We start from the raw sequence: 23,910 nt of genomic DNA, 5'->3' as shown, positions 1-23,910 counted from the left end.
GATTTTCCATGTCAATATATGAATAGATATTTTTGTATAAAAGTTTAATAAAAACATCATAACCATACTAAATCAAACTTATCCCCAATCCAATACAATACAATCCATACCAAATCTAAATCCAATAATTCACAGAATCATGTTTCTTCGAATCATAAAAAACCCCTAACTACTAGTTAATCCAATAGTTAGAGGTATGTCTGATTCTATATTCAATATGACTCTATATTAAAAATGATTATATATTAAATACGTTTCTATATTAAATATAGTATTCTATGTAATTATCAGGGATTTTCTTATCCTCTGCTTGTGCAGCAGTTGCATTGCGACTAGGTTTACGAACATACATATTTTCTGGATCTGTTTCAAAGATTACCATATCCTTAGGAATATCATGTTTGATAACGAGATTACAGCCAATCTTCGTGCGCGCCCCAATCGTAATGTCCCCTAAAATTTTTGTACCCGTACCGATGAGTACATCATCTTCAATGGTCGGATGACGCTTTACCTTTTTAGAAGACATCCCACCTAGTGTTACTTGATGGAACAAGGTTACATTATCGCCTACAATAGCCGTTTCACCAATAACAACACCCATACCATGATCGATAAAGAGTCCGCGACCAATCGTCGCACCTGGATGGATTTCAATGCCCGTTACATGCCGAGAATGGAGAGCCACACGACGAGCCAAGATTGGCCATCCCGCCTTATATAAACGGTGGGCAAAGAAATGCCAGAACAAAGCCGTAATATGAGGATATGTCCATATAACCATCCATACACTTGTGGCAGCTGGGTCAGAATCCATTACACGCTTAATATTATATTGAATTTTGCCCCATAATTCGCGCAAACCTTGCATCATAGTGACTCCATCTCAAATAACTCTACTCACATTCTACAGAAATATAGATATATCTAGTATACAACATATTTGGTCTATATTCCTATATAAGGCTTTATATCTATATAGACCCTGTTCTTTTACCAATCCAAAATTCAGTATTGTATCTATATGAAATCTATTATTTAACGTATTCGTTGTTGCCAAAGTCCAAGAGGGATAAATATTTCTCTACTCCATCAGGTGCAATAACAACGATATTCGCCTTAGGTAATTCACGAGCCATGCGTTTTGCCGCTACAATGGCCGCCCCCGCGGAAAGACCAATAGAGATACCACTTTCACGCATAAAGGTTTGCACCTCGCTAAAAGCTTCTTCATCACTTACAGTTTGCACGTCGTCCATCAAGCTTTGGTCAAAGTTTTCAGGAATGAAACCAGCCCCAATACCTTGTATTTTGTGAGGGCCGCCCTTACCTTCGGTAATAGCAGGAGATCCCGCTGGCTCTACAGCAATGGCTTTTAGATTAGGATTATGTTCTTTCAATCGTCTTGTAACGCCTGTGAAAGTACCACCTGTACCAATACCCGCTATAAATACATCGACATTTGGCACTTGTTCTACAATTTCATTACCCGTCGTGCGGTAATGCATATCTGGATTTGCAGGATTTACGAATTGGCCCAAGGTGAAAGCATTTGGATACTTCGCTAAAATTTCATTTGCCCGCTCAAGAGCCCCCTTCATACCTGTTTCTTTTGGAGTTAAGATGAGTTGTGCCCCATACGCCTTAATAAGCTCACGGCGTTCTTTACTCATACTTTCAGGCATGATAATAACAGTTTTAATATGTAGAATAGCGCCTACCATAGCAAGAGCGATTCCCGTATTACCACTTGTGGCTTCTACAATGATGCTATCCTCATGGATGCGACCCTGCTCTTTTGCAGCCTGTAACATACCGAGTACGGCACGGTCTTTTACAGATCCGCCTACATTATATTTTTCAAGTTTTACATAAATATTGGTATTTGGCAATTGATATATCGGTGTTTTACCGATAAGTTCAGTTGTTTGGTTTGTTACTATACTCATCTAATTCTCCCTCTAGCGATAGATGATAAAAATCGCCCTTAGGAACATCCCAAGGACGATATTATATTGCACCTTGTTATTCACCATACACGGGGTATAACCGTTTATGTATTCCAATTAATACAACCATACTCTAACATTTGAATCATTTCATTGTCAAGAGAATGAGAACGACTTTTAAAACCCTAAAAATACAGGAAATAACTAGCTTTATCTATTTTTTGTAAGTGCGTCAAGTACCCCCTCCCATGTAATGGGTACCATTATAATGATGAGGGCCAATCCAATAAAGAAAATTGCCCCTACCAAAACTGTAAGACGAGGGATAAGAGATATAGCCATGCTACTAGCTAAGTGCGATACTTTAGTTACATCATGATGTAATGCTACATGGCCCCATAAGAAACCAGCAACTGCATAGGTGACAATGTATGGGTCGAAAATGATTAGGGTAGTCATTTCATTATCAACATGCATAATTCGGTTAATACTCGGAGACACTAGTACATTTACAAGTATGGCTAGGATTTTAAACCACACTAGGCACACGATATAAGACCACATTGTTTTTATCGTCATTCTCAGCATATAGAGCAAGCCCACCAAGCTCGCTCCAAGAGAGCCTCTTTGACTTCGCATGTACCGCTCCATCCAAGATGACTTCTGTTTACCCGCATCTACCTGGTCATAATAAAAGGATAAATTCCGTTCTCCATGGGCTAAATCAACGAGCCCTAATACTTGAAACAATATGAGCGAAAAGACTAGAATAACACCTATTTGAAAGCTTTCACTAAAGAACATGTCCATAGGATCGAGATCAAGATAACCCACGTTAAAGAGATTACCATACACATCGTGAAACGCAATATATATACCGTTTGTTACGAGCACATCTAGCACAAATAGGAGCAACACAAAGATGATATATCCGTTCCAGCGAGTCCATTTACTTTGTTCTCTTAAATGAGTGTGAGTCCCTACGATTATCGATGCAGGTTGTAAAGACAAGGTCACCCCAATCATAAAACAAGTGATAAAGGATGTGACCATTGTTAAATATTCGTATGCCATATTAACGATATGCTACGCGCTCAGGCTGCATGTCATGGAAATGAAGGCGCTCTTTTGCAGTCTTTTCCCACTCAGTACCAGGCTTGCCATAGTTAGCATATGGATCGATGGATAAACCGCCGCGCGGCGTAAACTTGCCCCACACCTCGATATATTTAGGATCCATCAACTTCACAAGATCTTTCATGATGATGTTGATGCAGTCCTCGTGAAAGTCCCCGTGATTGCGGAAACTAAACAGATATAACTTCAAAGACTTGGACTCTACCATTTTCTTATCTGGTACGTAAGAAATATAGATTGTGGCAAAGTCTGGTTGACCTGTCATAGGACACAAGCTGGTGAACTCAGGGCAATTAAACTTAACGAAATAGTCATTGTCAGGGTGTTTATTATCAAACGCCTCTAACACCTGTGGCGCATAATCAGTAGGATAATCGGTCTTGTGACCTAACATCGTTACCCCTTGTAACTCTTTTTCAGATCTGCCGGATGCCATAAGGAACCTCTTTCTATAAACTTTATAATTAAATATATTGAATAATTCATGTAACACTTAATTATAGCATATAAAGAATTACTTATAGCACTACATGCTCATGTAATTCATCAAAGGTAAAAGCATATTCTTCCACACGCATAATCTCTTCCCAATCATTATGTAATAAAAGGGAGATATGGATTTTATCCTGTTCCTCAAATATATCTGCACCAACACAATAGCACGGAGATGCAAAAGAAATAAATTTACTTTCACTAGCATTCTCTAAGCTAACAAGCTGTAGCTGTTTTTCACCAATTGCTAACAAATATGAATTAGTTGCCATTAGTTGATAGTATTTAATAGAAACTACATCTGGAATTTCAATAACACTTGTACTATCTACAATTATTATATTCTTAGAGTCATGACAGATTAATTTATTATTCCTAAAATACGTCACTATTCCATTATATCTATTTCGATACTCATTAAATGGATATTCATCAACTGAGGCAAGTTCTAACTCTGTAATTTTGAAATCAATCAAATCAAGATATACTACATCCTTACTCGTCTTTATCATAATATGATCTTTACAGAAACAATGTAAGTCTGAGAAATATATATCTTGAAGATCATCAGGAAGCTCTATTAGTTTAACCCCACTACTTTCAATGTCAACTAAGCATAGAAACGCTTCCAACTTAAAAAGTATCCTATTATTAACGTAATCTATATAGCTAGCTTCAGGAAAAAATAGATTTTTATCTACTGTAATTCTTTTTACTTCATTCCATGAGGAATCCAACACAATAAGCCCTTGATGATTATCATTTATTATGCTGTATAGTCCTATTCGTTCTAACATATAAATATCATTTTGGTTATATTGACTATATAAAGACTTAATAGGTTTCATAATCATTATCTTAAATCCTTTCTAAGTTTTTTGTCAGGGTCTTTAGATTTCTCCCTAATCACTCCAGTTATAGGATCTGCTTCGCCTAAATGATTTCCACTTTTATCAAATACTTCTAAATGGGCATCTACACCTTTATGAAAAGTATCTCTATAATAATGGTTTGAATATTAAAATCAGCGTCTCGTACTTCTATTGTACCATTTGAAACAGCAGATTTTGTAGTAGAGGAAGTAGATTTACTTGAGTCTGGTAACCAATTAGGCAATGTGCCCAATGTATTCCACACAGCATTTTTCCCTGCTTTACTAAGGTTCTTAAAATCACCTACGTGATTATAACTCATACCTATATTACGAGATGTATATTCTGCCGTATTTTCAATATTTTTAACATCTAATGATTTAGTGGATAGTTTATTTTTATTAGAGTCTGCTGCACTATCTATAACAGACTCTAGTATAAATATATTTTAAAATTAAGACTAAGTATAAAATCGATAAATTCATCCCTTCTTCTTTATTAGTTTTATAAAATTAAAATTCATAATATAATATTCATATATCCATGTTATATTACCAATTATGATTTATCGTTACGTTTTATACACAATGGAGGTTACCATGAAATTAAAACAACTGATTTTGTCCGGTATAGCCGTTGGAGCGCTAGCTTTCACAAGCGGAATGGTACAGCCTGCACAGGCAGCAGTCGGTATGGATACACCTGCACCGACGCAGAGTTTAAAAAGACCTGCATCTGTGACAACACAACATTACATCAATGTAGATGGCCTATTATTGGAGCCAATCGATAAAAAGCCAAATGTCATCTATGTTGACGGTCAGCCACTCGTAGCTTTACGTCAAGTATCAGAAGCATTAGGTTACAAAGTATCTTGGGATGCACCTACTAAAACAGCATTGATCGACATGAACATTGCTACATTAGCGGTACAACCAGACTCTAAACAAGTCGTGCGCAAGGGTAAATTGCAAATTATCAACCTCGATACATCCGAATCTTTGCTACCTGCAGCACGTATGGTAGACGGAATTCTGTATGTAAGTCCGAACGCATTCAAACTCTTGTTAAATGATATAACTATCAATAAAGACGAAATTTACATCGTTCCACAACAAAGTCAATTGGCCGCTGACTCCAATACACAAAAAGGTAAACGAAACGGTATCGAAACATTCTTACCGGATCAAGGAGATAAAGTAATTCCATACGAAGAAGAGGAAACCAAAGAAAAGAAACCTCTTATTACGGTAAAACGAACTAATACAAAAACAGATACCAAAGACACAGAAGATACTGAATACCAACATTCTAGCGGATTAGACAGATAATAAAAGCTTTCGTATAGCTACATACAATTTAGCACCTTATAACGTAAAGAAGGCAACTCATCACGCTGATGAATTGCCTTCTTTTTATTATCTTTAATACTTTATTATCTTTGATACCTTATTATTTCTTGTTGCTTTTTACTTCTCAATGTATTTTATTACTAAATGTCTTTCATTGCTTAATGCCTTTTGACAGATTATCTAAGCTATCTTTTGCCGAGTCTATACTCCGTTTCAGGTCTTTTATCGATTCTTTCATGTCCGGCGATGTGAACCCAGACTTATCGATGCCCTTTGCTGATTCAGAAGCACTTTTACTATTCTCTTTAGCTTGTTTCATACCATCTTTAATGCGAGCCATATGCGCATCAATTTCATCAAATGACTCATCATACAGAATAAAATTGCTGCCCCCGTGGGACGTAATATTAAGAGGTCCCATCGTGAGTTGTCCTTCATCGATACGTAGAGCATCCGTAGAAATAGTGGTGAATTTTGTATTTACTTTCACATCGCTAAAGGATAAATGTCGACCTTTATTGTGAAAGTTTCCCGTAATGCTTTGAATCGGAATCAGCATATAGTGCCCTTCACCAGACCAGAAGTTTCCCCATACCTCCATGTCTCGAGGTTGGCCTTCACTTTTAAAGTTCAAATTTGCCGATACGGGCACAAGGAACTCAGGCGCTTTAAGGGCCACACTACTATCCAGATCTTTTGCTACACCAGTAATCGTATAGGCTCGAGTGTCCAAATTATATACACCTTTAGCCTCCAATTTACCGCTGTATACATTAGCACTAACGTTTTCAAAATTCAAAATACCATCTTGATACGTCACATCTCCTACTACATTCTCAAAGGTAAGTGCAGGGATGCGCAAAATCGGCATCGTTACACGACCTTTAGCAAAGGGACGGTTAAAATCACCTGTTACCTTTGTTAGCAAGGTCATTGCATCGTGGATATTATCGCCAAAACCGAGTGATGATGGGTCCACACCCTTTACATCAAACTGTAAGTCTAACTGAGGCATGCGATGCTTTAATACATCCTTTAGATCAACACGACCTTTTAGTGTAAGGCCATCACCAATGGCTGTGCCACCGAACTTACCCGTTTCCATATCAATACGAATAGCACGGTTACTATCAAGATGTATTTTAGAATTCACGTTCCTCATTACATAGTGACGATTTTTCTGAAAGATTTCCAGCTGGTTATTTCTCAATGTAATCGTAAGATTTAAATGTTGACCGTCCCAATTAAAGTTACGAACCTTCTTGCCCAGTTCCTCCTGCCGCTCTTGAGTCGTCTTTTTAGGAGGTTTAGGTCGCGGCTCTACCTCATTAAGTGGCTTGTTTACATCAGGTGAAGCAGGCACAAAGTCAAGACGGTTGTTATCGTCTAAATCAACTACAATGGTCGCATCATTTAGCTCGATTCCGTTTATAGCAGAGGCCTTAAAATTCCGTGTTATTACGTCCCACATATTAACGCGAATCTTTCCATCTGGAACTGTGAGCAACTCTCGGCCTTCTGGATCCTTCCATACCAAGTCAGTAAAAGATAATGTCCCCCACGGTGTTGCAGTTAAACTCTCTACCGTTACAGTCCCTCTCATCATCGTTTGACGAGCCATTACCTCGTTAAAAATAACGCCCATCCCACGGCTTGCTATCGTAGCGAGCACAAAGACTATAATCGCTCCAATGGCAAGAAAAGCAGCAATGCCTTTTAAGCCTTTCTTATACAATTGTTTATATTTTGTCCAATAGGAATGCACGTAATATTTCATAGCATTATTATATCACGATACATTTATAATTTTATTTTAATGGGACCCTAAAACATCTCATCTCTTTTCTATTTAAGTATTCAGTATTTATGCTTCGTCATCGGTTACGGCTTTAGTACCTCTCGTGCCTGTTCGTATACGCATTGCATCTTCTACATCATATACAAAGATTTTACCGTCCCCTACTTCACCAGTTTGTAATGTATTTCGGGCCGTGTCCATTACAAGATCCACAGGCACATCACACACAACGGTTTCTACTTTTACCATAGGTATGAGGTTCACATCATATTGTTGGCCCCGATATACTTCAGTATGCCCCTTTTGTAAACCACAACCAAAGACTTGTGAAACCGTCATGCCTTGAACGCCAATCCTATTTAAATCCTCTTTTAAATCCTCTAGTTGCTCAGCACGAGCGATTATATCAACCTTTTTCATTCGTTTCATATATTTATCTCCTAGGCAGTACCAAATACAAGTACTCATTATACAACTTAACTTTCAGTTATACGTACTATTTATCAGTCACAAATCATAACAAGGATGTTTGATTGGACGAAATAAACCGACCTGAGCTTTTAAATTCAGATTGATTATAAGCACCTTCACCATGTTCACTAATATCGATACCTAGTGACTCAGAACCAATGCTAACGCGCATGTCCATGAAAGCGCTGACGATTTTAAATAGTATAAACGTACCTACAACAGCAAATACATAGGCAATCACTAGTGAAAGCAGTTGAGGCCCTAATAAAGAACCACCATAGAACAACCCATTTGCCCCATCAGGATTAATCGTGGTTGTAGCCCATAAACCGGTGGCAATAGCACCCCATGTACCGCCTACACCATGAATACCAAAGGCATCAAGAGAGTCGTCATACCCAAGGCGGTTTTTAATAATTGCTACTGCTAGATAACATACGATCGCACCGATAAAGCCAATAATAATAGCTGCCATAGACGTTACAAATCCTGCAGCTGGTGTAATGGCTACTAGCCCAGATACACCACCAGAGGCAGCCCCTAACACAGTAGGTTTACCGCGATGCAGCATTTCTACTAATACCCAGCCTACAATACCAACAGCTGCAGAGATTTGTGTAGTTAACACTGCATTAGCTGCAAGGAAGCCTACGCCAAGGGCAGATCCTGCATTAAAGCCAAACCATCCAAACCATAGAATAGCGGCTCCAAGAATTGTCATCGGCAAATGGTGTGGCAGCATAGGCATGCGCCCATAACCGCGACGTCGGCCTAACAGCATACATAATGTCAATCCAGATACGCCAGACAACACGTGTATCGCAAGTCCACCGGCGAAGTCTAATGCACCTAAATCACTAAGGAATCCACCGCCCCAAATCCAATGGGCCATCGGATTATATATAAAGATAGACCATAGCAAAGCAAATACTACAAAGGGTGCAAAGCGCATCCGCCCCGTAACAGAGCCACTCATGATAGCTGGTGCAATAACAGCAAACATGCATTGGAACGCTACAAAGGCAAGCTCAGGAATATGGGTATCACTTAAGATGGTTGTTTCCGCACCACCAAGACCAAATTTACTAAAATCGCCGATGATACCATGTATATCATCGCCAAAAATCAAAGTATACCCTAACAAAATAAACTCAACAGAAATAACTCCAATCAAAAAGAAGCTCTGCATGATCGTACCTAACACATTTTTACTACGAGCCATTCCACCATAAAACAACGCTAAACCAGGTGTCATAAAGAATACCAAGGCAGTGCATAACAAGACCCATGCTGTGTTGCCCGTATCGATTATATTGACCATAAGAAACTCCTTTCCATACAAAAAAGCGCCTTGCTCACAGAAAGTCTGCATGCAAGGCGCCGTTACCTAACTATTTTATTGTAGTAATATATATCACTATATACATCGTATATTACATTTCTATTCATGTCAATAAATTCTATAGAATTTATTGAATTCTAATATTCATAATACGCTCCAATATTTTATCAATTACACATATACAAATCGGCATAAACAAATACTAATTGTATTTGTATATAGTTTAGTATTTTATAAAAAAGGCAGCAAATTTATAAATTAAAAGTGCATTCACAAAGGTGAGTACACTTTATATATTGCAATAATCAATATTATGCTTTTGCTTCTTTACCGTATTTTACAAGGCTTTCAGCTTCGATTTCAGCTTGTGTACGATAATCTTGAGGAATATTGGACAAGCGGATCCAACTACGTACAGCTTCTACCAATACGATAAGAATCATGAGGAACATAGCAGCACTAAATGCTACTAAAATCCATTTACCAGCAGGAATATAGCTGTAGAATACATTTTCATAGTCTGCAGTGATAGCCACGATAGCCATTAAAATACAAGGAATACCTGTTACCCATGCATAGCGTTTGCGGCCAAGTCTCATGATAACTGTAGTACCTACGGCCAATGTCATGGTACCTAATAATTGGTTCGATACACCGAATAGAGGCCAGATAATACCGATGTTACCTTGTAGAACTAGGTAGCCCCACAAGATACAAATTAAAGCGGCACAGCCATAAACCCCGGGAGCCCAATGTTGGTCGTTGAATTTAGGGTGGAAATGACCTAATAATTCTTGAAGTAAGTAACGACCTACACGAGTACCAGCATCGATCAATGTCATGATGAACAATGCTTCGAACATGATACAGAAGTGATACCAGTAACCCATCAAGTGATCCATGTTAGGCAATCTGGAGAAGATATGAGCCATACCTACTGCAAGGGATACAGCGCCACCAGGACGGTGCATCAAGTCTTCACCAACCATTGCAGACAATGCTGGCAATTCATGAACTTGAAGACCTAAAGCTTTGAAAGACTCAACTGTGGAGTTAATCGCAAAGTAATCATCTGGATGCAATGCAGTGGCAGCAATCAACGCCATCATAGCGATGAAGCCTTCTGTTAACATTGCACCATAACCGATAGGTAAAATTTCTTTTTCATTAGTAAGCATTTTAGGTGTTGTACCTGTAGCAATAACAGTATGGAAGCCAGATAATGCACCACATGCGATAGTAATGAAGATGTAAGGGAATACGGAACCTTTCAATACAGGGCCGCCGCCATAGATATAAGGAGTAATAGCCGGCATCTGAATTTCAGGCATTACAATGATAATACCAAGTGCCAATGCGCCGATTGTACCGATTTTAAGGTATGTAGACAAATAGTCACGAGGTGCAAGTAACAACCATACTGGTAATGCAGCTGCAAAGAAACCATACACAGCAAGCATAATTTCAATGGTTTGCAAGTCGTATGTGAACCAAGATGCATATTCGCTAGCCGCTATATTTGGGCCGTAGATGATAGCTGCGAAGATTAAAGCTACACCAATAATAGTCGCCTCTTGGATTTTACCAGGACGCAACCATTTCAAATAAATACCAATAAAAATAGCGATTGGAATGGTAGCAAATACGGAGAAGAATCCCCAAGGAGAGTTATGCAATGCGTTAGCTACTACTACAGCCATACCAGCGAGGGTAATGATCAATAGGAATAAGGTAGCGAGCATAGCACCAAAACCAGCAAGTTTACTGATTTCTTCGCGAGCAATATCCGCAATCGATTTACCATCATAACGAACAGAAGCAAACAAGATAACCATATCATGCACAGCACCGGCTAATACAGAACCAATTAGGATCCATAATGCGCCAGGCAAATACCCAAACTGTGCTGCGATAACAGGACCTACCAGTGGACCTGCACCAGCAATTGCTGCAAAGTGATGACCAAAGGTTACCCATTTGTTGGTTGGCACGTAATCGTGACCATCATTGTGAACCATAGCTGGCGTTGGACGATATTGATCCAATGTCAGTACCTTAGCCGCTATAAAAGCCCCATAAAAGCGGTACGCTAAAATTAGAATACACGCGGAGGCAATAACTAAGTAAATACCATTCATAACCATATAAACACCTCCAATAATCACGTGACATGGAGTATATGAATATTACTGATAAAACTTATGTATCCATGCCACAATGGCTTCCTAAAATGTTAGTACTTACAACATTATTGTATAACTAATCAACAAGGTGTCAATTATTAATTTCTCATTTTGAAAGTTAAGTATAACTATAAAGCATAATAACGGCATTCTCCACCTATGAGAATGCCGTTATTATTTTAGACATATAGATTAGTAGTCTTCTTTACCCCGTCTGTAATGAAAGATAGATATTTCTCTATTTCCCTGCTACCCTATAAGTTTTTGTAATAGTCCCAAATGTACGCAACAAATTTAGACCTACGACACCACTTTTTTCAGGATGAAATTGCATTCCATACACTCTACCACGTTCTACAATGCCAGGTACATCGATACCATAATTTGCAGTAGATATGATATATTCAGGATCTGTATCCACATAATAGGAATGAACGAAATATGTATATTGATCATCTACATTGCTAAAAGCACTATGAGGCTGGTGTACTACATTTTTATTCCAACCCATATGAGGCACGCTAAGACCAAGGTTGCTAGGAATTTCTTTTACCTTACCAGGAATAAGGCCTAAACCGGGAGTTGGGCCGTATTCTTCAGACTCTTCAAATAAAAGTTGCATTCCTAAACAAATACCTAATAAAGGAATTTCACGCTTTACTACCTCATAAATGACATCAACTAAACCATGCTCTTTTAGAACTGCCATCGCCGGCGCATATGCGCCTACACCTGGCAAGAGAACGCCATCAGCATTTAGTATGGTCTCAGGATCTGCCGTTAGCACTGCCTCAAGACCGATGTAAGCTAAGGCTTTCTGGACATTGAAGGTATTCCCTGCATCATAATCTATAATGGCAATCATAATAAACTCCAGTCTATAGGGTAAAACACGATAAGATAAAATAAAACATATTACAAATTATACTTTATTCTGTACAAATTAATTCATGAAATCTCTTAATATCTTGCGCATAATATCCCCATCTTGAGGCATTGGAATTGTAAGGCGTAACCATCCTTCTCGTTGACCTCGGCGCACTTGATAACCTGATTTGAGCCAAGCATCTGCAAGACCTTCCGCATCAGGCGATGCAAAGAAGATAAAATTTGCTTCGCTTTTATAGTAGTGAATACCTAGCTCATCAAAGAGGCTTTCCCATTTTGTTCGCTCTTCTGCATTTTGAGAGACCGTTCTCGCCACAAATTCTTGATCATCGAAAGCAGCTTCTGCAGCCACTTGAGATAAGGTATTCAAATTGTACGGCAAGCGAATAGTTTGCATATAATTGGCCAATTCTAAAGGTGTCATCATGTAGCCTACACGGTAGTTAGCAAGGCCATAGGCCTTCGAGAAGGTACGCATGATAGTCACATTAGGAAATTCATCCAATAGAGCACGTGCCGTAGGAACTGCTACGGAGGTAACAAAATCGATATACGCCTCGTCTATGATAACCAAGGTTTCCTTTGGTACAGCTGCTACAAATTTGCGGATATCTTCAACAGACTCATAGGTGCCCGTTGGGTTATTAGGATTACAGATCCACACGAGGCGTGTCGTTTCATCTACAGCTTTCACGAGAGCAGAAAAATCATACTGCCCCGTTTCAAAATCAGCTGGCACCTCGCGAATCTCAGCGCCTTCCACGAGGCCATTCAAGGCATATTCCGAAAAGGCTGGCACGCTTACTACGATAGAGTCACCAGCGGTAATCAATGTTTTATTGACCATGGCGATGACCTCATCGAGACCTACGCCGATGACGAGTTGCTCAGGTTGCACCTGCCAGTGATTCGCTAATTTCATGCGCAAATCGGTAGCATTACCATCCGGATAGTAGTTGGCATCATTATGTGTTACATAACTAAGGATAGCCTCCCGTACCAATGGCGATGTGCCGTATGGATTTTCATTCGCCGACAAACGCACCAATCTGTCGATACCAAGGCGTTCTTTCACCGCTTCAGCCGGCTCCTCAGGTATATAGGGTTTCAATGTGCGAATTATCTCTTTCATAGGCTGTCCTTTCTAACTATTTTCTTAACGCATATAACTCATATAACACATAAAAAACACATATGAACTCCACCAGAGCTCATATGTCCGAGCTCATAATAGGATATATATTATAAATTTGTAATTTCTGGGCGATCCGTAGTCTTGCTAACAACTCCTTCACGGCTCGCTAGTTCAGCTTCAATGGCTTCGTAAGGAATATTTTTCTCCGCTAATAACACGAGCAAGTGATATAACACGTCTGCTGTTTCGTAAATCAGTTCTTGAGGATCATCATTTTTTGCGGCGATTACTACCTCTGTAGCCTCTTCGCCCACCTTTTTCAAGATTTTATCGAGTCCTTTGTCGAATAAATAATTCGTATAAGAACCTTCCTTTGGCTGTGCCTTGCGATTTTTAATAATTTCATATAATTCGTTCAGTGTTTGCTGTGCCATAACTTACTCCGTTATACCTCTTATAATTTGCATTCTATTAAGCTTCTCTTATTCATTGCCATTATGCTGATCTTATCGAATACTATGACTCTACTTCATTAAAGAAACAGCTTGTACGCCCGGTATGACAGGCAGGACCTTCAGGCTTAACTTGAATGAGCAAGGTGTCTCCATCACAATCGAGGGCCATACTCACCACACGCTGCACATTGCCACTAGACCCACCCTTATGCCATAACTCCTCACGAGACCGAGACCAAAACCACGTTTCCTTTGTTTCTAATGTTTTGTGAAAGCTTTCTTCGTTCATCCACGCCACCATGAGGACATCCTTAGTCTCCGCATCTTGCACAACCGTTGGCAGTAAGCCATTCCCTTTTTCAAAATCTGGTTTCATATTCTTCCCTTTATTAAAAGTAATCATTAATCCGTTATCCTATATCAGCTTGTATCTCTATCTACTGCTATTTCTATTTTCTGTTTATCTATAAACAAACTATTTAACTAACTCTGAACATATAGATTAGCAAAGGATTTACGAGAGATAGTAATTTTTTAGATCTATTTTAGCGCACTGTAATTCCGTGAGCTCGTAGCTCTTGCTTGAGTTCAGGAATTTTGATTTCTCCAAAGTGGAATATAGATGCTGCCAAAGCACCGGTAACGCCTGTTTTTTCAAAGAGCTCTACAAAATCTTGCACGGTACCCGCACCTCCAGATGCTATGATAGGTACATTTACGACAGACTCTATGGCCTTATATAGTTCAATATCAAAACCGGATTTTGTACCATCTTTGTCCATGCTCGTCACCAGCAATTCCCCTGCTCCACGAATTACGGCCTCTTTTGCCCAATCTAAAGCTTTCCATTCTGTACGCTTACGACCACCGTGAGTATAGGCATACCATTCGCCAGTTTCTTCATCTGTTTTCACATCAATGGCTACCACCATACATTGATTGCCAAACTTTTGAGCCCCTTCTGTGATGAGCTCAGGATTAGCAAGAGCCGCAGAGTTCAAAGATACCTTGTCCGCACCAGCTTTCAACAAAGCAGTCATATCATCAACACTCTTGATCCCACCACCCACGGTGAGTGGCATAAATACTTGTGTGGAGATTTCTTGTACCACATCGCGCATAGTGGTCCGTGCATCAACGGTGGCCGTAATATCTAGGAATACCAGCTCATCTGCCTGTTGCTGCTCATAGGATGCCGCAATATCTACGGGGCTGCCTACATCTACGAGATTAACAAAGTTAACCCCTTTTTTTACGCGCCCATCATCTACATCTAGGCAGGGAATAATCCGTTTCGCTAACATAAAGCTCCTTTCCATCGAGTGTCACTCAATATAATTCAGCTGTTACGCCCAATACATTTCAACAGTTATACTCAACATATTTCATTGACCATGTACAATATATTTATTGATTATGCACAATATTCCATTGGTTACAGCCAATAATTAATTTAAGAGCATCACAGTCATTTCTATTATTTCTGCTGATTGTACTCGCCGATTTCCTCTAGCGTAATCGTGCCCTCGTACAGAGCCTTACCAACAATACTATCCATAACGCCTTTTTGTTCAAGCGATTTAATATCCCCTAGATTACAAATGCCACCAGAAGCAACGATGCGTGCTGTAGGAAATTCTTTTTGCAAATTCCCAAGTAACTCTTCATTGGCGCCCTGCATCGTACCGTCCCTGTCTACGTCGGTAACGATAAAATACTTTGCGCCACCTTCAACCATGGCACCGATTAAATCGGTCATCGGCACGTCGGACTGATCGAGCCAACCTTCAGCGGCAACCTTGCCATTTTTTCCATCTACACCGATAACAATGCGCTCCGCACCGTATTCAGCGATAACCTGCTTTGTAAGTTCCGGATTTTTAAGAGCTACAGATCCTAAGATAACGCGATCTACGCCCATGCCTAAATAGAGGTCAACGGCCTCTTTATCTCGGATGCCGCCTCCAATTTCAAGGATGCCTGTGAAAACTGCACGCACTGCTTTTACAATGTCTACATTTACAGGCTTGCCCGCCTTGGCGCCATCTAAATCGACGAGGTGCAAAGCCCCCACCTTAGCTGCTTCATATTGTTTCGCTTGATCTACTGGATCAGGATTGATGACCGTCTCCTGTGCGAAATCGCCTTTATAAAGACGAACACTGCGCCCCTCTTGTAAATCTATAGCTGGAAAAATCATAGGTTCTCCTTTATTAAATAACTGTATTAAATAACGCCCTTTGTAGAATTTACGCCTTGAATATCTGGGTTAATAGTAACTGCCTTGCGCAACGCACGGCCCGTTGCCTTAAATATGCTTTCAATAATGTGATGTGTATTGCGACCATATAAATTGCGCACATGTAAGTTCATAGCGGCGCTCATAGCAAGAGCTTGGAAGAAATCCTCCACCAGCTCTGTTTCAAAGTTGCCACCTAAAACCGGCGTACTCCATTCCCCTTGGAAAACGAGGTACGGACGACCGCTCAAATCGATTACAACTTGCGTCAATGCTTCATCCATAGGAACCCACGCATCGCCGTAACGCTCAATGCCGGCCTTGTCGCCAAGGGCTTTCACCAAGGCCTGCCCTAAGGCAAGTCCAACGTCCTCAACCGTATGATGAGCATCCACATAGGTATCGCCCTTTGCCTCTACCACAAGGCCAAAACGGCCGTGTTTCGCCAATAGCGTCAACATATGGTCAAAGAAGCCAATTCCGGTCGAGATGGAGCTCGTTTGTGCCCCATCAAGGGTAATTTCTACTGTAATGTCTGTTTCTTGAGTGGTGCGTTGCACCGTGCCTGTGCGTATCATAACGACCTCTATACTCCAAATCTATTTCTGTAATCTATATTTCCACCCTATATTTAAAATATACATATAAATATAGATGCCAAATATATACCAAATCTATTTTCTAATATTTTTTATAAACTATTTTTCAAATCGTACTTCGATGGCACGAGCATGCGCTTCGAGCCCTTCCGTACGAGCCAACGTAGTAATATGTTTTGCCACTTCTTCTAAACGTTCTTTTGTAAATTGTGTGAAAGACGTACGTTTCACGAAATCATATACGCCGAGCGGAGACGAAAATCGCGCCGTACCACTAGTAGGTAATACGTGATTTGTACCGCCCAAGTAGTCGCCCAACGGTTCAGATGCATAAGCACCGAGGAATACAGAGCCCGCATTTTGAACGAGGCTCATGTAGTTCATTGGGTCTGGCAATTGGATTTCCAAATGCTCTGGCGCTACTTCGTTCATTACGGTAAACATATCTTCCACGCTGTCCATAACGGCAATATAACTGTTATTTTCAATGGCTGGACGAGCGATGCTTTCACGAGGTAACATTTTAAGTTGACGTTCCACCTCATCGGATACGGCATTAGCTAAGCTTTCACTGGTAGTCACCATAATAGCGCGCGCACGAGGATCATGTTCCGCTTGGGATAAGAGATCTGCTGCAAGGTGAACTGGATTAGCACTGTCATCGGCGATAACACCGATTTCACTTGGGCCTGCAATCATGTCGATATCGACTTGGCCAAACACTTGGCGTTTCGCTGTGGCTACGTAAATGTTGCCAGGACCTACGATTTTATCTACCTTTGGAATCGTTTCCGTACCATACGCCAATGCCGCTATTCCTTGAGCGCCCCCCACTTGATATACCGCATCAACACCGGCAAGCTTTGCCGCACCAAGTACAGCAGGGCTAATACCATCCTTTTGAGGAGGCGTCACCATGACGATTTCTTTTACCCCTGCAATTTTGGCTGGCAATGCAGTCATGATAATGGTAGATGGATATGCTGCAGTGCCGCCAGGAACGTAGAGACCAACACGAGTCAAGGGAGTCACCTTTTGACCACGGATGATACCCGGTGTATCCATGTCCACAAAGCCCTGCTCGATTTCACGGCTGTGGAATTCTGTAATGTTAGCCTTTGCCTTTAATAATGCGGCTTTCAACTCATCAGATAAAGACTCATAGGCTGCATCGATTTCCTCTTGAGACACCTTAAAATCTTCGATGGATACGCCATCAAATTTTTCAGAATACGCTTTGAGCGCCGCATCACCATTAGTGCGGACATCAGCGATGATATCGTACACGCGACGTTCAATTTCCATATCTGTAGTTTGCTGTGTATAATCCCGTACGATGGCAAGCATCGCCTCTAGTGATTCTTTATATATTTTCATCTGTCGTCCTTCTTCCTACTTGAGCTATCAGTATCACTAGTTAAATCTATTATTCATTCCATATATTAATAGTTCTATCTACAATTAATCCTAAATCTTACTAGCCGAATATATGATTCACTCTACATCTTATTTATTAATTGCTTCTGAAAGCTGATCAATGAGTTTAAAAATAGTATTTCTCTTTTGTTTTAAAGCTAATGGATTGGCTACGAGGCGTGTAGAAATTGGTTGCAACCAGTCAAAAATTTCTAAATTATTCTCACGCAAAGTAGTACCCGTTTCCGTAATATCTACGATAGCATCCGCTAATCCTACAAGTGGAGCCAGCTCAACGGAGCCTTCAATTTTAATGATTTCCACATCTTGAGCTCCAAAGTATTGTTTTGTAACAGTTGGATATTTCGTACCAATTCGTTGTCGACGACCTTCTTTAGGGTCGTAGCCCGCTAAGGATGCTAAGATAAATTGGCATTTACCTGTTTGTAAATCAAGCATTTCATAGCTCGTATCGTCTTGTTCATCTAAGACATCGCTACCCACGATACCGAGGTCCACAACGCCGTTTTTCAAGTACGTCGTTACATCCGGCCCCTTTGCGAGGATGACCTCCATAAAATCGCCCAAAGAGATAATGAGCTTACGCGCCTTATTATGTAATGGCTCGCAATCAACGCCACATGCTTCTAGGAGTGGAATAAAATCCTTTTCTACGCGCCCCTTCGTAAGAGCGATACGTAATGTATCGTTATCTTGAACTTTGCTTTCACCTTGCAAGGTAATCTCAGTCAAAACGTCAATGTTGAAAGCCATCCCAACAGCCGGCATCGGTGTACCATCAAAGCTAGATAACAGTCCGTCATAACGACCACCACTGACGATATATTGAGACACGCCGTCCACATAACCCCTAAAGGTAATGCCTGTGTAATAAGATTGAGGCGGTTCTGTAGACACATCGATGCGAACCTGTTGCCCTGTTTGCTCCACTTGGTTTGCCATATCTACGAGATTATCTAAAATGCGCTGTGCCGCTGCAGGCAAGATGATTTGGTTCAGCTCATCCTTGATATCTTGAACCGTACCAAATAAACGAGGCCACACATTGAGGAATGGGAACAACGCACTGTTTTTAAAGTCAGCAATCAACTCGTTGTAACGAGGTAAATATTTGGTGAACAAAGCCTCGAGGAGTTCTGTTCTTTCCTCATCACTGAGCCCTAGCGCATCAGTGATAGCACGAGAGAATCGAGCATCACCAATTTCGAGTAACAAGCTACCACCTAGCTGAGTTTCATTTACCTCTTTAATGATCTTGAAGCACTCTTGCTCTGCCTCAATCCCATCATAGCCCACCATCTCGATACCACCTTGCGTCACTTGGTTCACATCGCCGCGGTGCTTTTTATTTTTCATGAACACATCGCCCAAGTAATAGAACGTGCGAGGCAATTCTATATTTGTGGTCGCCAAGAAACGACCGATAGGCATGGTCAAATCGGGACGAATTACGACGGACGCTTCAGAACTATCTATGAATTCGTACATATGTTGACCGCGCCCCATTGCATAGCCATTGAATACATCTTTATACTCTACGAGAGGCGTAGAAATCTTTGTATATTGACGATTTCGACAAAGACCGAGCACATATTGACTCACATCATCCTTACGCTCTGCTACGATCCCTATATCATCACGGAAACCCGTAGGTAATTGCTGCTGTACCATCGTAAACATCCTTTCTGTCAATTCATTTATATCATTTCTCATATTTTTGAAAGCTATATATCATCTGTATTAACCATTTAAGTTATATGACGGTTTAAGTCATCTAGCTATTCAGTTTATTATGAGAAAAAATTTACCTATATCGATACTTTTTCTATTTTATCACTTTACTTTATTAAAGTATGAAATCATAATATAACGGTTCTATAGAATTGTCAATAGAACCGTTATAATTTCATGTATTTACTATAATAATGATTAGATGCTATCCCCAAACATTTTCTATATCCGCCACGCTATGTGCATCAGATCCCAATACAAATGGCACACCAATGATAGCCGCCATGCCTTGAATAAAGCGGCTTGGGTACATTTCACGGCAGTCTGGTTTGAAGAAGCCGCTCATGTTGTAGTCTAGCTCGCGACCTTGGACGCGCATGATATGCAAAATATCGCTCACCACCTGCGCATTGCGACGATCTAAATGGCGTTCAAAGTTAAAGTGGTGTTGGTATTTCTTGATTAAATCAAAGTGACCAATGCGTTTAGGTGTATATTCACCGAGGTCAGCTCTCACGGCTTGGCGCACTGTGGAATAATACTTGTAGTACAACTCATATTGCTTTTCAATCCACGGTCCGAAACCTTTTTCAAATTCTTGAGGGCTGTAGTCTAAGCAGAAAAAGGCATTATTAACACCTTCCATAAAGTGAACGGATAAAATATTATCATCTGTCAACGGACCGTAGCGATCCAAGAACTCTTGAATATCTGATTCAAAGCCTGGAATATAATCAACTTCAAAACCAAGAGAGATATCGATATGTGTGCCATAGGCACGTTGTAATTGACGGCCCAGCTCTAAATAGGCATCTACTTGGTTCAATTTCAAAGAGGCTGTGTCATAGGCCTTTTTATCACCACCGTATTCTGCAGCAAAGGCTGTTGGCAATGGTGCATGTTCTGTAAGGCATACCTTTTCGATACGCAACTCGATGGCCTTTTCAATCATCATCGCAGTTCGGTCCCCACTACCATGTGGACACAACTCCGTATGTACATGACCGTCCACGAGACGGCTGCGATACTTACTGTATCCAACGAACTGCCGTTCATCTTTCATGTTCATTCAATCACCCCTATTCGCCCTAACCCCTGGCGAACCCTTATCTATAATCTATACATTATTAGTATAACGTATTAATATCTATGATTTCCTATACTAATTATTATACCAATAATGCGTATGTTTCGGTATCCTGATATTTACCATGTTTAAATCCCACTTGCGGCGTTAACCCACAATAGGTAAATCCAAATCGTTCATGTAGCGCTGTGCTTGCCGCATTTCCTGCAGTAATAACGGACACCACTGTGTGTAATGTGTCAGTCGCTTTGGCATGCTCTAGAATATATGCCATCAACTTAGATGCTACGCCCTTACCACGATAATCTTGGTGGATGTAAATAGATAATTCTACGGTACTTTTGAAAGCATCTTTTGTTCTATATGGTGAAAGCGATGCATAGCCTACCACCACGTCATCCACAACACCTACAAAAATGCAGTGTTCAATGCTTTGATGACTCTCATACCACTCCTGCCACTCTGACAACGTGCGCGGTTCAAGATCAAGCGTTGCTACACCGTTTACAACCTCGTAATTATAAATAATTAAACAAAGAGGTACATCATCAATTCTAGCACGACGAATATTCAAATTATTCATAGTAACTCTTCTTTCATAGATTACTGAACAGAACTCAATATAGATTTCTTTAACTTAAAATGCTCTGTTTTACCCACTTTTTGAACTTTAAGATGTTCACGTGGTATATGTTTAATACGTTCATACACGGTCTTTTTACTCTTACCTAAATTTTTCCATAATTCTTCTCTAGTAATTCCTGGTCCAATCATAAATAAAGATGTCTGTAATAAGATATAATATATATCTTGAACCAGTTCATCTGTAATTCCTTGGTTTATAAAAAACTGATCTAATTGATCACAGGCATTACGTAATCGTTCTAACCGTGTATTAAGCAATTCACTTAAATTATCAACTGTATCAACTAAAAAAGTTAGAAACTGAATAATAAAAGGAGTCAAATCACCTCCGTTGCGTTCTGACGTAGTATTAACAAAGCTTTTATAATATTTAGAACGATTAGCCTTTATTAAAGCGGATAAACGCAAGGCTACCAATGGATGAAACTCCTTTGATAAATACGAAGAAGAAATATACCTATTCACACGGCCATTACCATCATAAAAAGGATGAATATAACCAAACATATAATGAAATACCGCCACACGAATTGGTAATTGTATCTCATCATTATTCAAAAATTCTAGTGCTACGGTCATAAGTTTGATGATTTGTGATTCCGGTGTAGTTCCTATATGGATCTCTCTATCATAACCATCATAAACTGAAACAGAGTCGCGTCTAAAAATCACTCCATCTAGTTTATTTTTCTCTTCAATTTCATTTGATACTAACTCATCATATAGAGCTCTAATATCTTCATTTATATAAAACTCTTTCTTCCCTGATGTATTTAATATATCTCTGTATTTTGAAACAATGCTACTAAACCTTTTTACCTCAGTAACATTTGTATCAATAGCCTCTTGAATCTCTCTTCTGCTACTATGAACACCTTCAATATCATTACTAGCCTTGATTTCTTCTACCAAAAATGTGTTTAGTAAGTGAGGATGCATAATTAACGGAACTTGCTTTAATAAATCTAAAAAAGCTGAATGTTTCCGCTCTAATTGGATCATTATATCAAGAATATCCTTATGATACATAAAAAAAGCAGAAAAACTCTTTTTTCTATTGATTTGTGCTATTGATATACTTATATGTTGCGTATTTTCAGATGTATATCGTGCATCAAGAATCTCTTGCCACTTTTCTTCGCATTTATAAAACACTTGATATAAAGGTTCATATGACATAGCTTTTCACCTTTCACAATCCATTAAAATGTAAAAATTGTAAATTTTACCTTTATACACCCAATATAACAAAACTGAGTGGTAAAAACAACGATTTTTACCACTCAGTTTATGCATTTTGAAGTATATATAAGTAAAAAGCTCTTATTTTACTTATATACTTTCATCATATTTTTTATTATAACTATTAGAACTAATACACTTCTATAAGATCAAAATTAAACGCTTGCTTAATTTATAAAAAGATTAAACAACTAAGAATAAAAGTACTGTAATAGCAATTAAAGCACCAATCACACTATAGTCTATTCTTTTCAATCCTACGGATGCAGCAAAGCTGTGTGTTGGACCACCAAAGCCCCGTAGTTCCAAGGACAACGCCATTGTTTCGGAGCGTCCCAAGGATTTTAGCAGTAATGGTTGGATAACGGACGCATAGGATTTGATTCGTTTAATGAAGTTACCTTCTAAAGACAAACCACGGCAGGCTTGAGCCTCTTGTACAGCATGGCTTTCAGCAATGAAATCAGGCACGAAGCGAAGAGCAGCAGTAAACATAAATGCATATTCGTAAGGAATTTTGCATTGTGTTACGAGTGCAGCTGTAAGATCTTGCAATTTTGTAGTTGCCAACAGACAGATGAATATCAATGTCATAGCGAGCATTCGCAAGCCAGATACGATGGCAGAAGTTACATCGCCGCTGCCGAGGAATTGGATGAGACCAAGGAATACAGCGAAGCTAGTTAATGCCAACACTGCTTTGTGTTGTTTGAACAGCAACCCTGCCACAAACAATACACCAAGTTCTACTACGACTAATGCCAATAGCGATACCCAGTCGCGCAACAGGATGGCCCACACGGATACGGCGAGGGTCATCAAGATTTTTGTTAACGGTACTAAACGTTCCATATGT

Annotated in this window: 24 protein-coding genes; 1 reads left to right on the top strand and 23 read right to left on the bottom strand. The window is 39.7% G+C overall.

The genetic code is table 11. From position 1 onward, the window contains the following. Window positions 1-262: 262 nt before the first annotated feature. The 6 genes from epsC to Q7O55_RS01860 form a co-directional block, all read right to left on the bottom strand. The gene (epsC, locus tag Q7O55_RS01885; RefSeq protein WP_303927890.1) at window positions 263-874 is read right to left on the bottom strand and encodes a serine O-acetyltransferase EpsC; all 612 of its coding nucleotides are present in this window, start codon (window positions 872-874) and stop codon (window positions 263-265) included. A 160-nt stretch (window positions 875-1,034) separates the two neighbouring features. Further along, window positions 1,035-1,949, bottom strand: a complete 915-nt coding sequence (gene cysK, locus Q7O55_RS01880; protein ID WP_303927889.1) for a cysteine synthase A — start codon at window positions 1,947-1,949, stop codon at window positions 1,035-1,037. A 210-nt stretch (window positions 1,950-2,159) separates the two neighbouring features. Next, the gene (locus Q7O55_RS01875) at window positions 2,160-3,023 is read right to left on the bottom strand and encodes a hypothetical protein (RefSeq protein WP_303927888.1); all 864 of its coding nucleotides are present in this window, start codon (window positions 3,021-3,023) and stop codon (window positions 2,160-2,162) included. 1 nt (window position 3,024) lies between these two features. After that, a complete protein-coding gene (gene queF, locus Q7O55_RS01870) occupies window positions 3,025-3,522 on the bottom strand; it encodes a preQ(1) synthase (protein ID WP_004697960.1) in 498 nt (165 codons plus the stop codon). Window positions 3,523-3,604: 82 nt separating this feature from the next. Beyond that, window positions 3,605-4,375, bottom strand: a complete 771-nt coding sequence (locus tag Q7O55_RS01865; protein WP_303927887.1) for a hypothetical protein — start codon at window positions 4,373-4,375, stop codon at window positions 3,605-3,607. Window positions 4,376-4,553: 178 nt separating this feature from the next. Continuing rightward, window positions 4,554-4,772, bottom strand: a complete 219-nt coding sequence (locus Q7O55_RS01860; protein WP_303927886.1) for a hypothetical protein — start codon at window positions 4,770-4,772, stop codon at window positions 4,554-4,556. A 277-nt stretch (window positions 4,773-5,049) separates the two neighbouring features. Between Q7O55_RS01860 and Q7O55_RS01855 the strand changes: the two genes are divergently transcribed. Then, on the top strand, window positions 5,050-5,781 hold the full coding sequence (locus tag Q7O55_RS01855; protein WP_303927885.1) for a copper amine oxidase N-terminal domain-containing protein: 732 nt from the start codon (window positions 5,050-5,052) through the stop codon (window positions 5,779-5,781). Window positions 5,782-5,953: 172 nt separating this feature from the next. Here the strand turns inward: Q7O55_RS01855 and Q7O55_RS01850 are convergent, their stop codons facing one another. From Q7O55_RS01850 to Q7O55_RS01770, 17 genes are all read right to left on the bottom strand, one after another. Beyond that, on the bottom strand, window positions 5,954-7,579 hold the full coding sequence (locus tag Q7O55_RS01850) for a membrane biogenesis protein AsmA (RefSeq protein ID WP_303927883.1): 1,626 nt from the start codon (window positions 7,577-7,579) through the stop codon (window positions 5,954-5,956). A gap of 87 nt (window positions 7,580-7,666) precedes the next feature. After that, complete coding sequence (locus Q7O55_RS01845; protein ID WP_369691699.1) at window positions 7,667-8,029, bottom strand: P-II family nitrogen regulator; 363 nt, start codon at window positions 8,027-8,029, stop codon at window positions 7,667-7,669. 85 nt (window positions 8,030-8,114) lie between these two features. Next, window positions 8,115-9,392: an ammonium transporter gene (locus Q7O55_RS01840; protein WP_303927881.1), complete on the bottom strand. Its 1,278-nt coding sequence runs from the start codon at window positions 9,390-9,392 to the stop codon at window positions 8,115-8,117. A gap of 332 nt (window positions 9,393-9,724) precedes the next feature. Next, the gene (locus tag Q7O55_RS01835; RefSeq protein WP_303927879.1) at window positions 9,725-11,557 is read right to left on the bottom strand and encodes a carbon starvation protein A; all 1,833 of its coding nucleotides are present in this window, start codon (window positions 11,555-11,557) and stop codon (window positions 9,725-9,727) included. Window positions 11,558-11,834: 277 nt separating this feature from the next. After that, a complete protein-coding gene (hisH, locus tag Q7O55_RS01830) occupies window positions 11,835-12,461 on the bottom strand; it encodes an imidazole glycerol phosphate synthase subunit HisH (protein WP_303927878.1) in 627 nt (208 codons plus the stop codon). 78 nt (window positions 12,462-12,539) lie between these two features. Then, on the bottom strand, window positions 12,540-13,616 hold the full coding sequence (hisC, locus tag Q7O55_RS01825; protein WP_303927876.1) for a histidinol-phosphate transaminase: 1,077 nt from the start codon (window positions 13,614-13,616) through the stop codon (window positions 12,540-12,542). Between the two features lie 110 nt (window positions 13,617-13,726). Then, window positions 13,727-14,053 carry a phosphoribosyl-ATP diphosphatase gene (gene hisE / locus Q7O55_RS01820; protein ID WP_287550004.1) on the bottom strand — a complete coding sequence of 109 codons (327 nt, stop codon included), beginning with the start codon at window positions 14,051-14,053 and terminating at the stop codon, window positions 13,727-13,729. Between the two features lie 82 nt (window positions 14,054-14,135). Then, entirely contained in the window at window positions 14,136-14,450 is a 315-nt protein-coding gene (hisI, locus tag Q7O55_RS01815) for a phosphoribosyl-AMP cyclohydrolase (protein WP_303927874.1), read from the bottom strand. Between the two features lie 169 nt (window positions 14,451-14,619). Beyond that, complete coding sequence (gene hisF, locus Q7O55_RS01810; protein WP_303927872.1) at window positions 14,620-15,378, bottom strand: imidazole glycerol phosphate synthase subunit HisF; 759 nt, start codon at window positions 15,376-15,378, stop codon at window positions 14,620-14,622. A 173-nt stretch (window positions 15,379-15,551) separates the two neighbouring features. Continuing rightward, window positions 15,552-16,274, bottom strand: coding sequence for a 1-(5-phosphoribosyl)-5-[(5-phosphoribosylamino)methylideneamino]imidazole-4-carboxamide isomerase (gene hisA, locus Q7O55_RS01805; RefSeq protein WP_303927870.1), 723 nt, complete (start codon window positions 16,272-16,274; stop codon window positions 15,552-15,554). A 26-nt stretch (window positions 16,275-16,300) separates the two neighbouring features. Beyond that, window positions 16,301-16,891, bottom strand: coding sequence for an imidazoleglycerol-phosphate dehydratase HisB (gene hisB / locus Q7O55_RS01800; RefSeq protein ID WP_303927869.1), 591 nt, complete (start codon window positions 16,889-16,891; stop codon window positions 16,301-16,303). A 120-nt stretch (window positions 16,892-17,011) separates the two neighbouring features. Next, on the bottom strand, window positions 17,012-18,289 hold the full coding sequence (hisD, locus tag Q7O55_RS01795; protein WP_303927868.1) for a histidinol dehydrogenase: 1,278 nt from the start codon (window positions 18,287-18,289) through the stop codon (window positions 17,012-17,014). A gap of 129 nt (window positions 18,290-18,418) precedes the next feature. Then, entirely contained in the window at window positions 18,419-20,020 is a 1,602-nt protein-coding gene (gene hisG / locus Q7O55_RS01790; RefSeq protein WP_303927866.1) for an ATP phosphoribosyltransferase, read from the bottom strand. A 265-nt stretch (window positions 20,021-20,285) separates the two neighbouring features. Next, entirely contained in the window at window positions 20,286-21,149 is an 864-nt protein-coding gene (gene hisJ, locus Q7O55_RS01785; RefSeq protein ID WP_303927865.1) for a histidinol-phosphatase HisJ, read from the bottom strand. Between the two features lie 100 nt (window positions 21,150-21,249). Next, on the bottom strand, window positions 21,250-21,750 hold the full coding sequence (locus tag Q7O55_RS01780) for a GNAT family N-acetyltransferase (protein WP_303927863.1): 501 nt from the start codon (window positions 21,748-21,750) through the stop codon (window positions 21,250-21,252). 20 nt (window positions 21,751-21,770) lie between these two features. Then, entirely contained in the window at window positions 21,771-22,991 is a 1,221-nt protein-coding gene (locus Q7O55_RS01775; protein ID WP_303927862.1) for a Fic family protein, read from the bottom strand. A 246-nt stretch (window positions 22,992-23,237) separates the two neighbouring features. Continuing rightward, complete coding sequence (locus tag Q7O55_RS01770) at window positions 23,238-23,906, bottom strand: energy-coupling factor transporter transmembrane protein EcfT (RefSeq protein WP_303927860.1); 669 nt, start codon at window positions 23,904-23,906, stop codon at window positions 23,238-23,240. Window positions 23,907-23,910 lie beyond the last annotated feature (4 nt).

The organism is Veillonella parvula, assembly GCF_945949885.1.
Classification (GTDB): domain Bacteria; phylum Bacillota; class Negativicutes; order Veillonellales; family Veillonellaceae; genus Veillonella; species Veillonella parvula_B.
This window is presented reverse-complemented; position numbering and strand designations above follow the sequence as displayed.

Bases quoted from the DNA above. Each gene is read 5' to 3' on its own strand.
- epsC (WP_303927890.1), bottom strand. From the start codon at position 874: ATGATGCAAGGTTTGCGCGAATTATGGGGCAAAATTCAATATAATATT.
- cysK (WP_303927889.1), bottom strand. From the start codon at position 1,949: ATGAGTATAGTAACAAACCAAACAACTGAACTTATCGGTAAAACACCG.
- Q7O55_RS01875 (WP_303927888.1), bottom strand. From the start codon at position 3,023: ATGGCATACGAATATTTAACAATGGTCACATCCTTTATCACTTGTTTT.
- queF (WP_004697960.1), bottom strand. From the start codon at position 3,522: ATGGCATCCGGCAGATCTGAAAAAGAGTTACAAGGGGTAACGATGTTA.
- Q7O55_RS01865 (WP_303927887.1), bottom strand. From the start codon at position 4,375: ATGTTAGAACGAATAGGACTATACAGCATAATAAATGATAATCATCAA.
- Q7O55_RS01860 (WP_303927886.1), bottom strand. From the start codon at position 4,772: ATGAGTTATAATCACGTAGGTGATTTTAAGAACCTTAGTAAAGCAGGG.
- Q7O55_RS01855 (WP_303927885.1), top strand. From the start codon at position 5,050: ATGAAATTAAAACAACTGATTTTGTCCGGTATAGCCGTTGGAGCGCTA.
- Q7O55_RS01850 (WP_303927883.1), bottom strand. From the start codon at position 7,579: ATGAAATATTACGTGCATTCCTATTGGACAAAATATAAACAATTGTAT.
- Q7O55_RS01845 (WP_369691699.1), bottom strand. From the start codon at position 8,029: ATGAAACGAATGAAAAAGGTTGATATAATCGCTCGTGCTGAGCAACTA.
- Q7O55_RS01840 (WP_303927881.1), bottom strand. From the start codon at position 9,392: ATGGTCAATATAATCGATACGGGCAACACAGCATGGGTCTTGTTATGC.
- Q7O55_RS01835 (WP_303927879.1), bottom strand. From the start codon at position 11,557: ATGGTTATGAATGGTATTTACTTAGTTATTGCCTCCGCGTGTATTCTA.
- hisH (WP_303927878.1), bottom strand. From the start codon at position 12,461: ATGATTGCCATTATAGATTATGATGCAGGGAATACCTTCAATGTCCAG.
- hisC (WP_303927876.1), bottom strand. From the start codon at position 13,616: ATGAAAGAGATAATTCGCACATTGAAACCCTATATACCTGAGGAGCCG.
- hisE (WP_287550004.1), bottom strand. From the start codon at position 14,053: ATGGCACAGCAAACACTGAACGAATTATATGAAATTATTAAAAATCGC.
- hisI (WP_303927874.1), bottom strand. From the start codon at position 14,450: ATGAAACCAGATTTTGAAAAAGGGAATGGCTTACTGCCAACGGTTGTG.
- hisF (WP_303927872.1), bottom strand. From the start codon at position 15,378: ATGTTAGCGAAACGGATTATTCCCTGCCTAGATGTAGATGATGGGCGC.
- hisA (WP_303927870.1), bottom strand. From the start codon at position 16,274: ATGATTTTTCCAGCTATAGATTTACAAGAGGGGCGCAGTGTTCGTCTT.
- hisB (WP_303927869.1), bottom strand. From the start codon at position 16,891: ATGATACGCACAGGCACGGTGCAACGCACCACTCAAGAAACAGACATT.
- hisD (WP_303927868.1), bottom strand. From the start codon at position 18,289: ATGAAAATATATAAAGAATCACTAGAGGCGATGCTTGCCATCGTACGG.
- hisG (WP_303927866.1), bottom strand. From the start codon at position 20,020: ATGGTACAGCAGCAATTACCTACGGGTTTCCGTGATGATATAGGGATC.
- hisJ (WP_303927865.1), bottom strand. From the start codon at position 21,149: ATGAACATGAAAGATGAACGGCAGTTCGTTGGATACAGTAAGTATCGC.
- Q7O55_RS01780 (WP_303927863.1), bottom strand. From the start codon at position 21,750: ATGAATAATTTGAATATTCGTCGTGCTAGAATTGATGATGTACCTCTT.
- Q7O55_RS01775 (WP_303927862.1), bottom strand. From the start codon at position 22,991: ATGTCATATGAACCTTTATATCAAGTGTTTTATAAATGCGAAGAAAAG.
- Q7O55_RS01770 (WP_303927860.1), bottom strand. From the start codon at position 23,906: ATGGAACGTTTAGTACCGTTAACAAAAATCTTGATGACCCTCGCCGTA.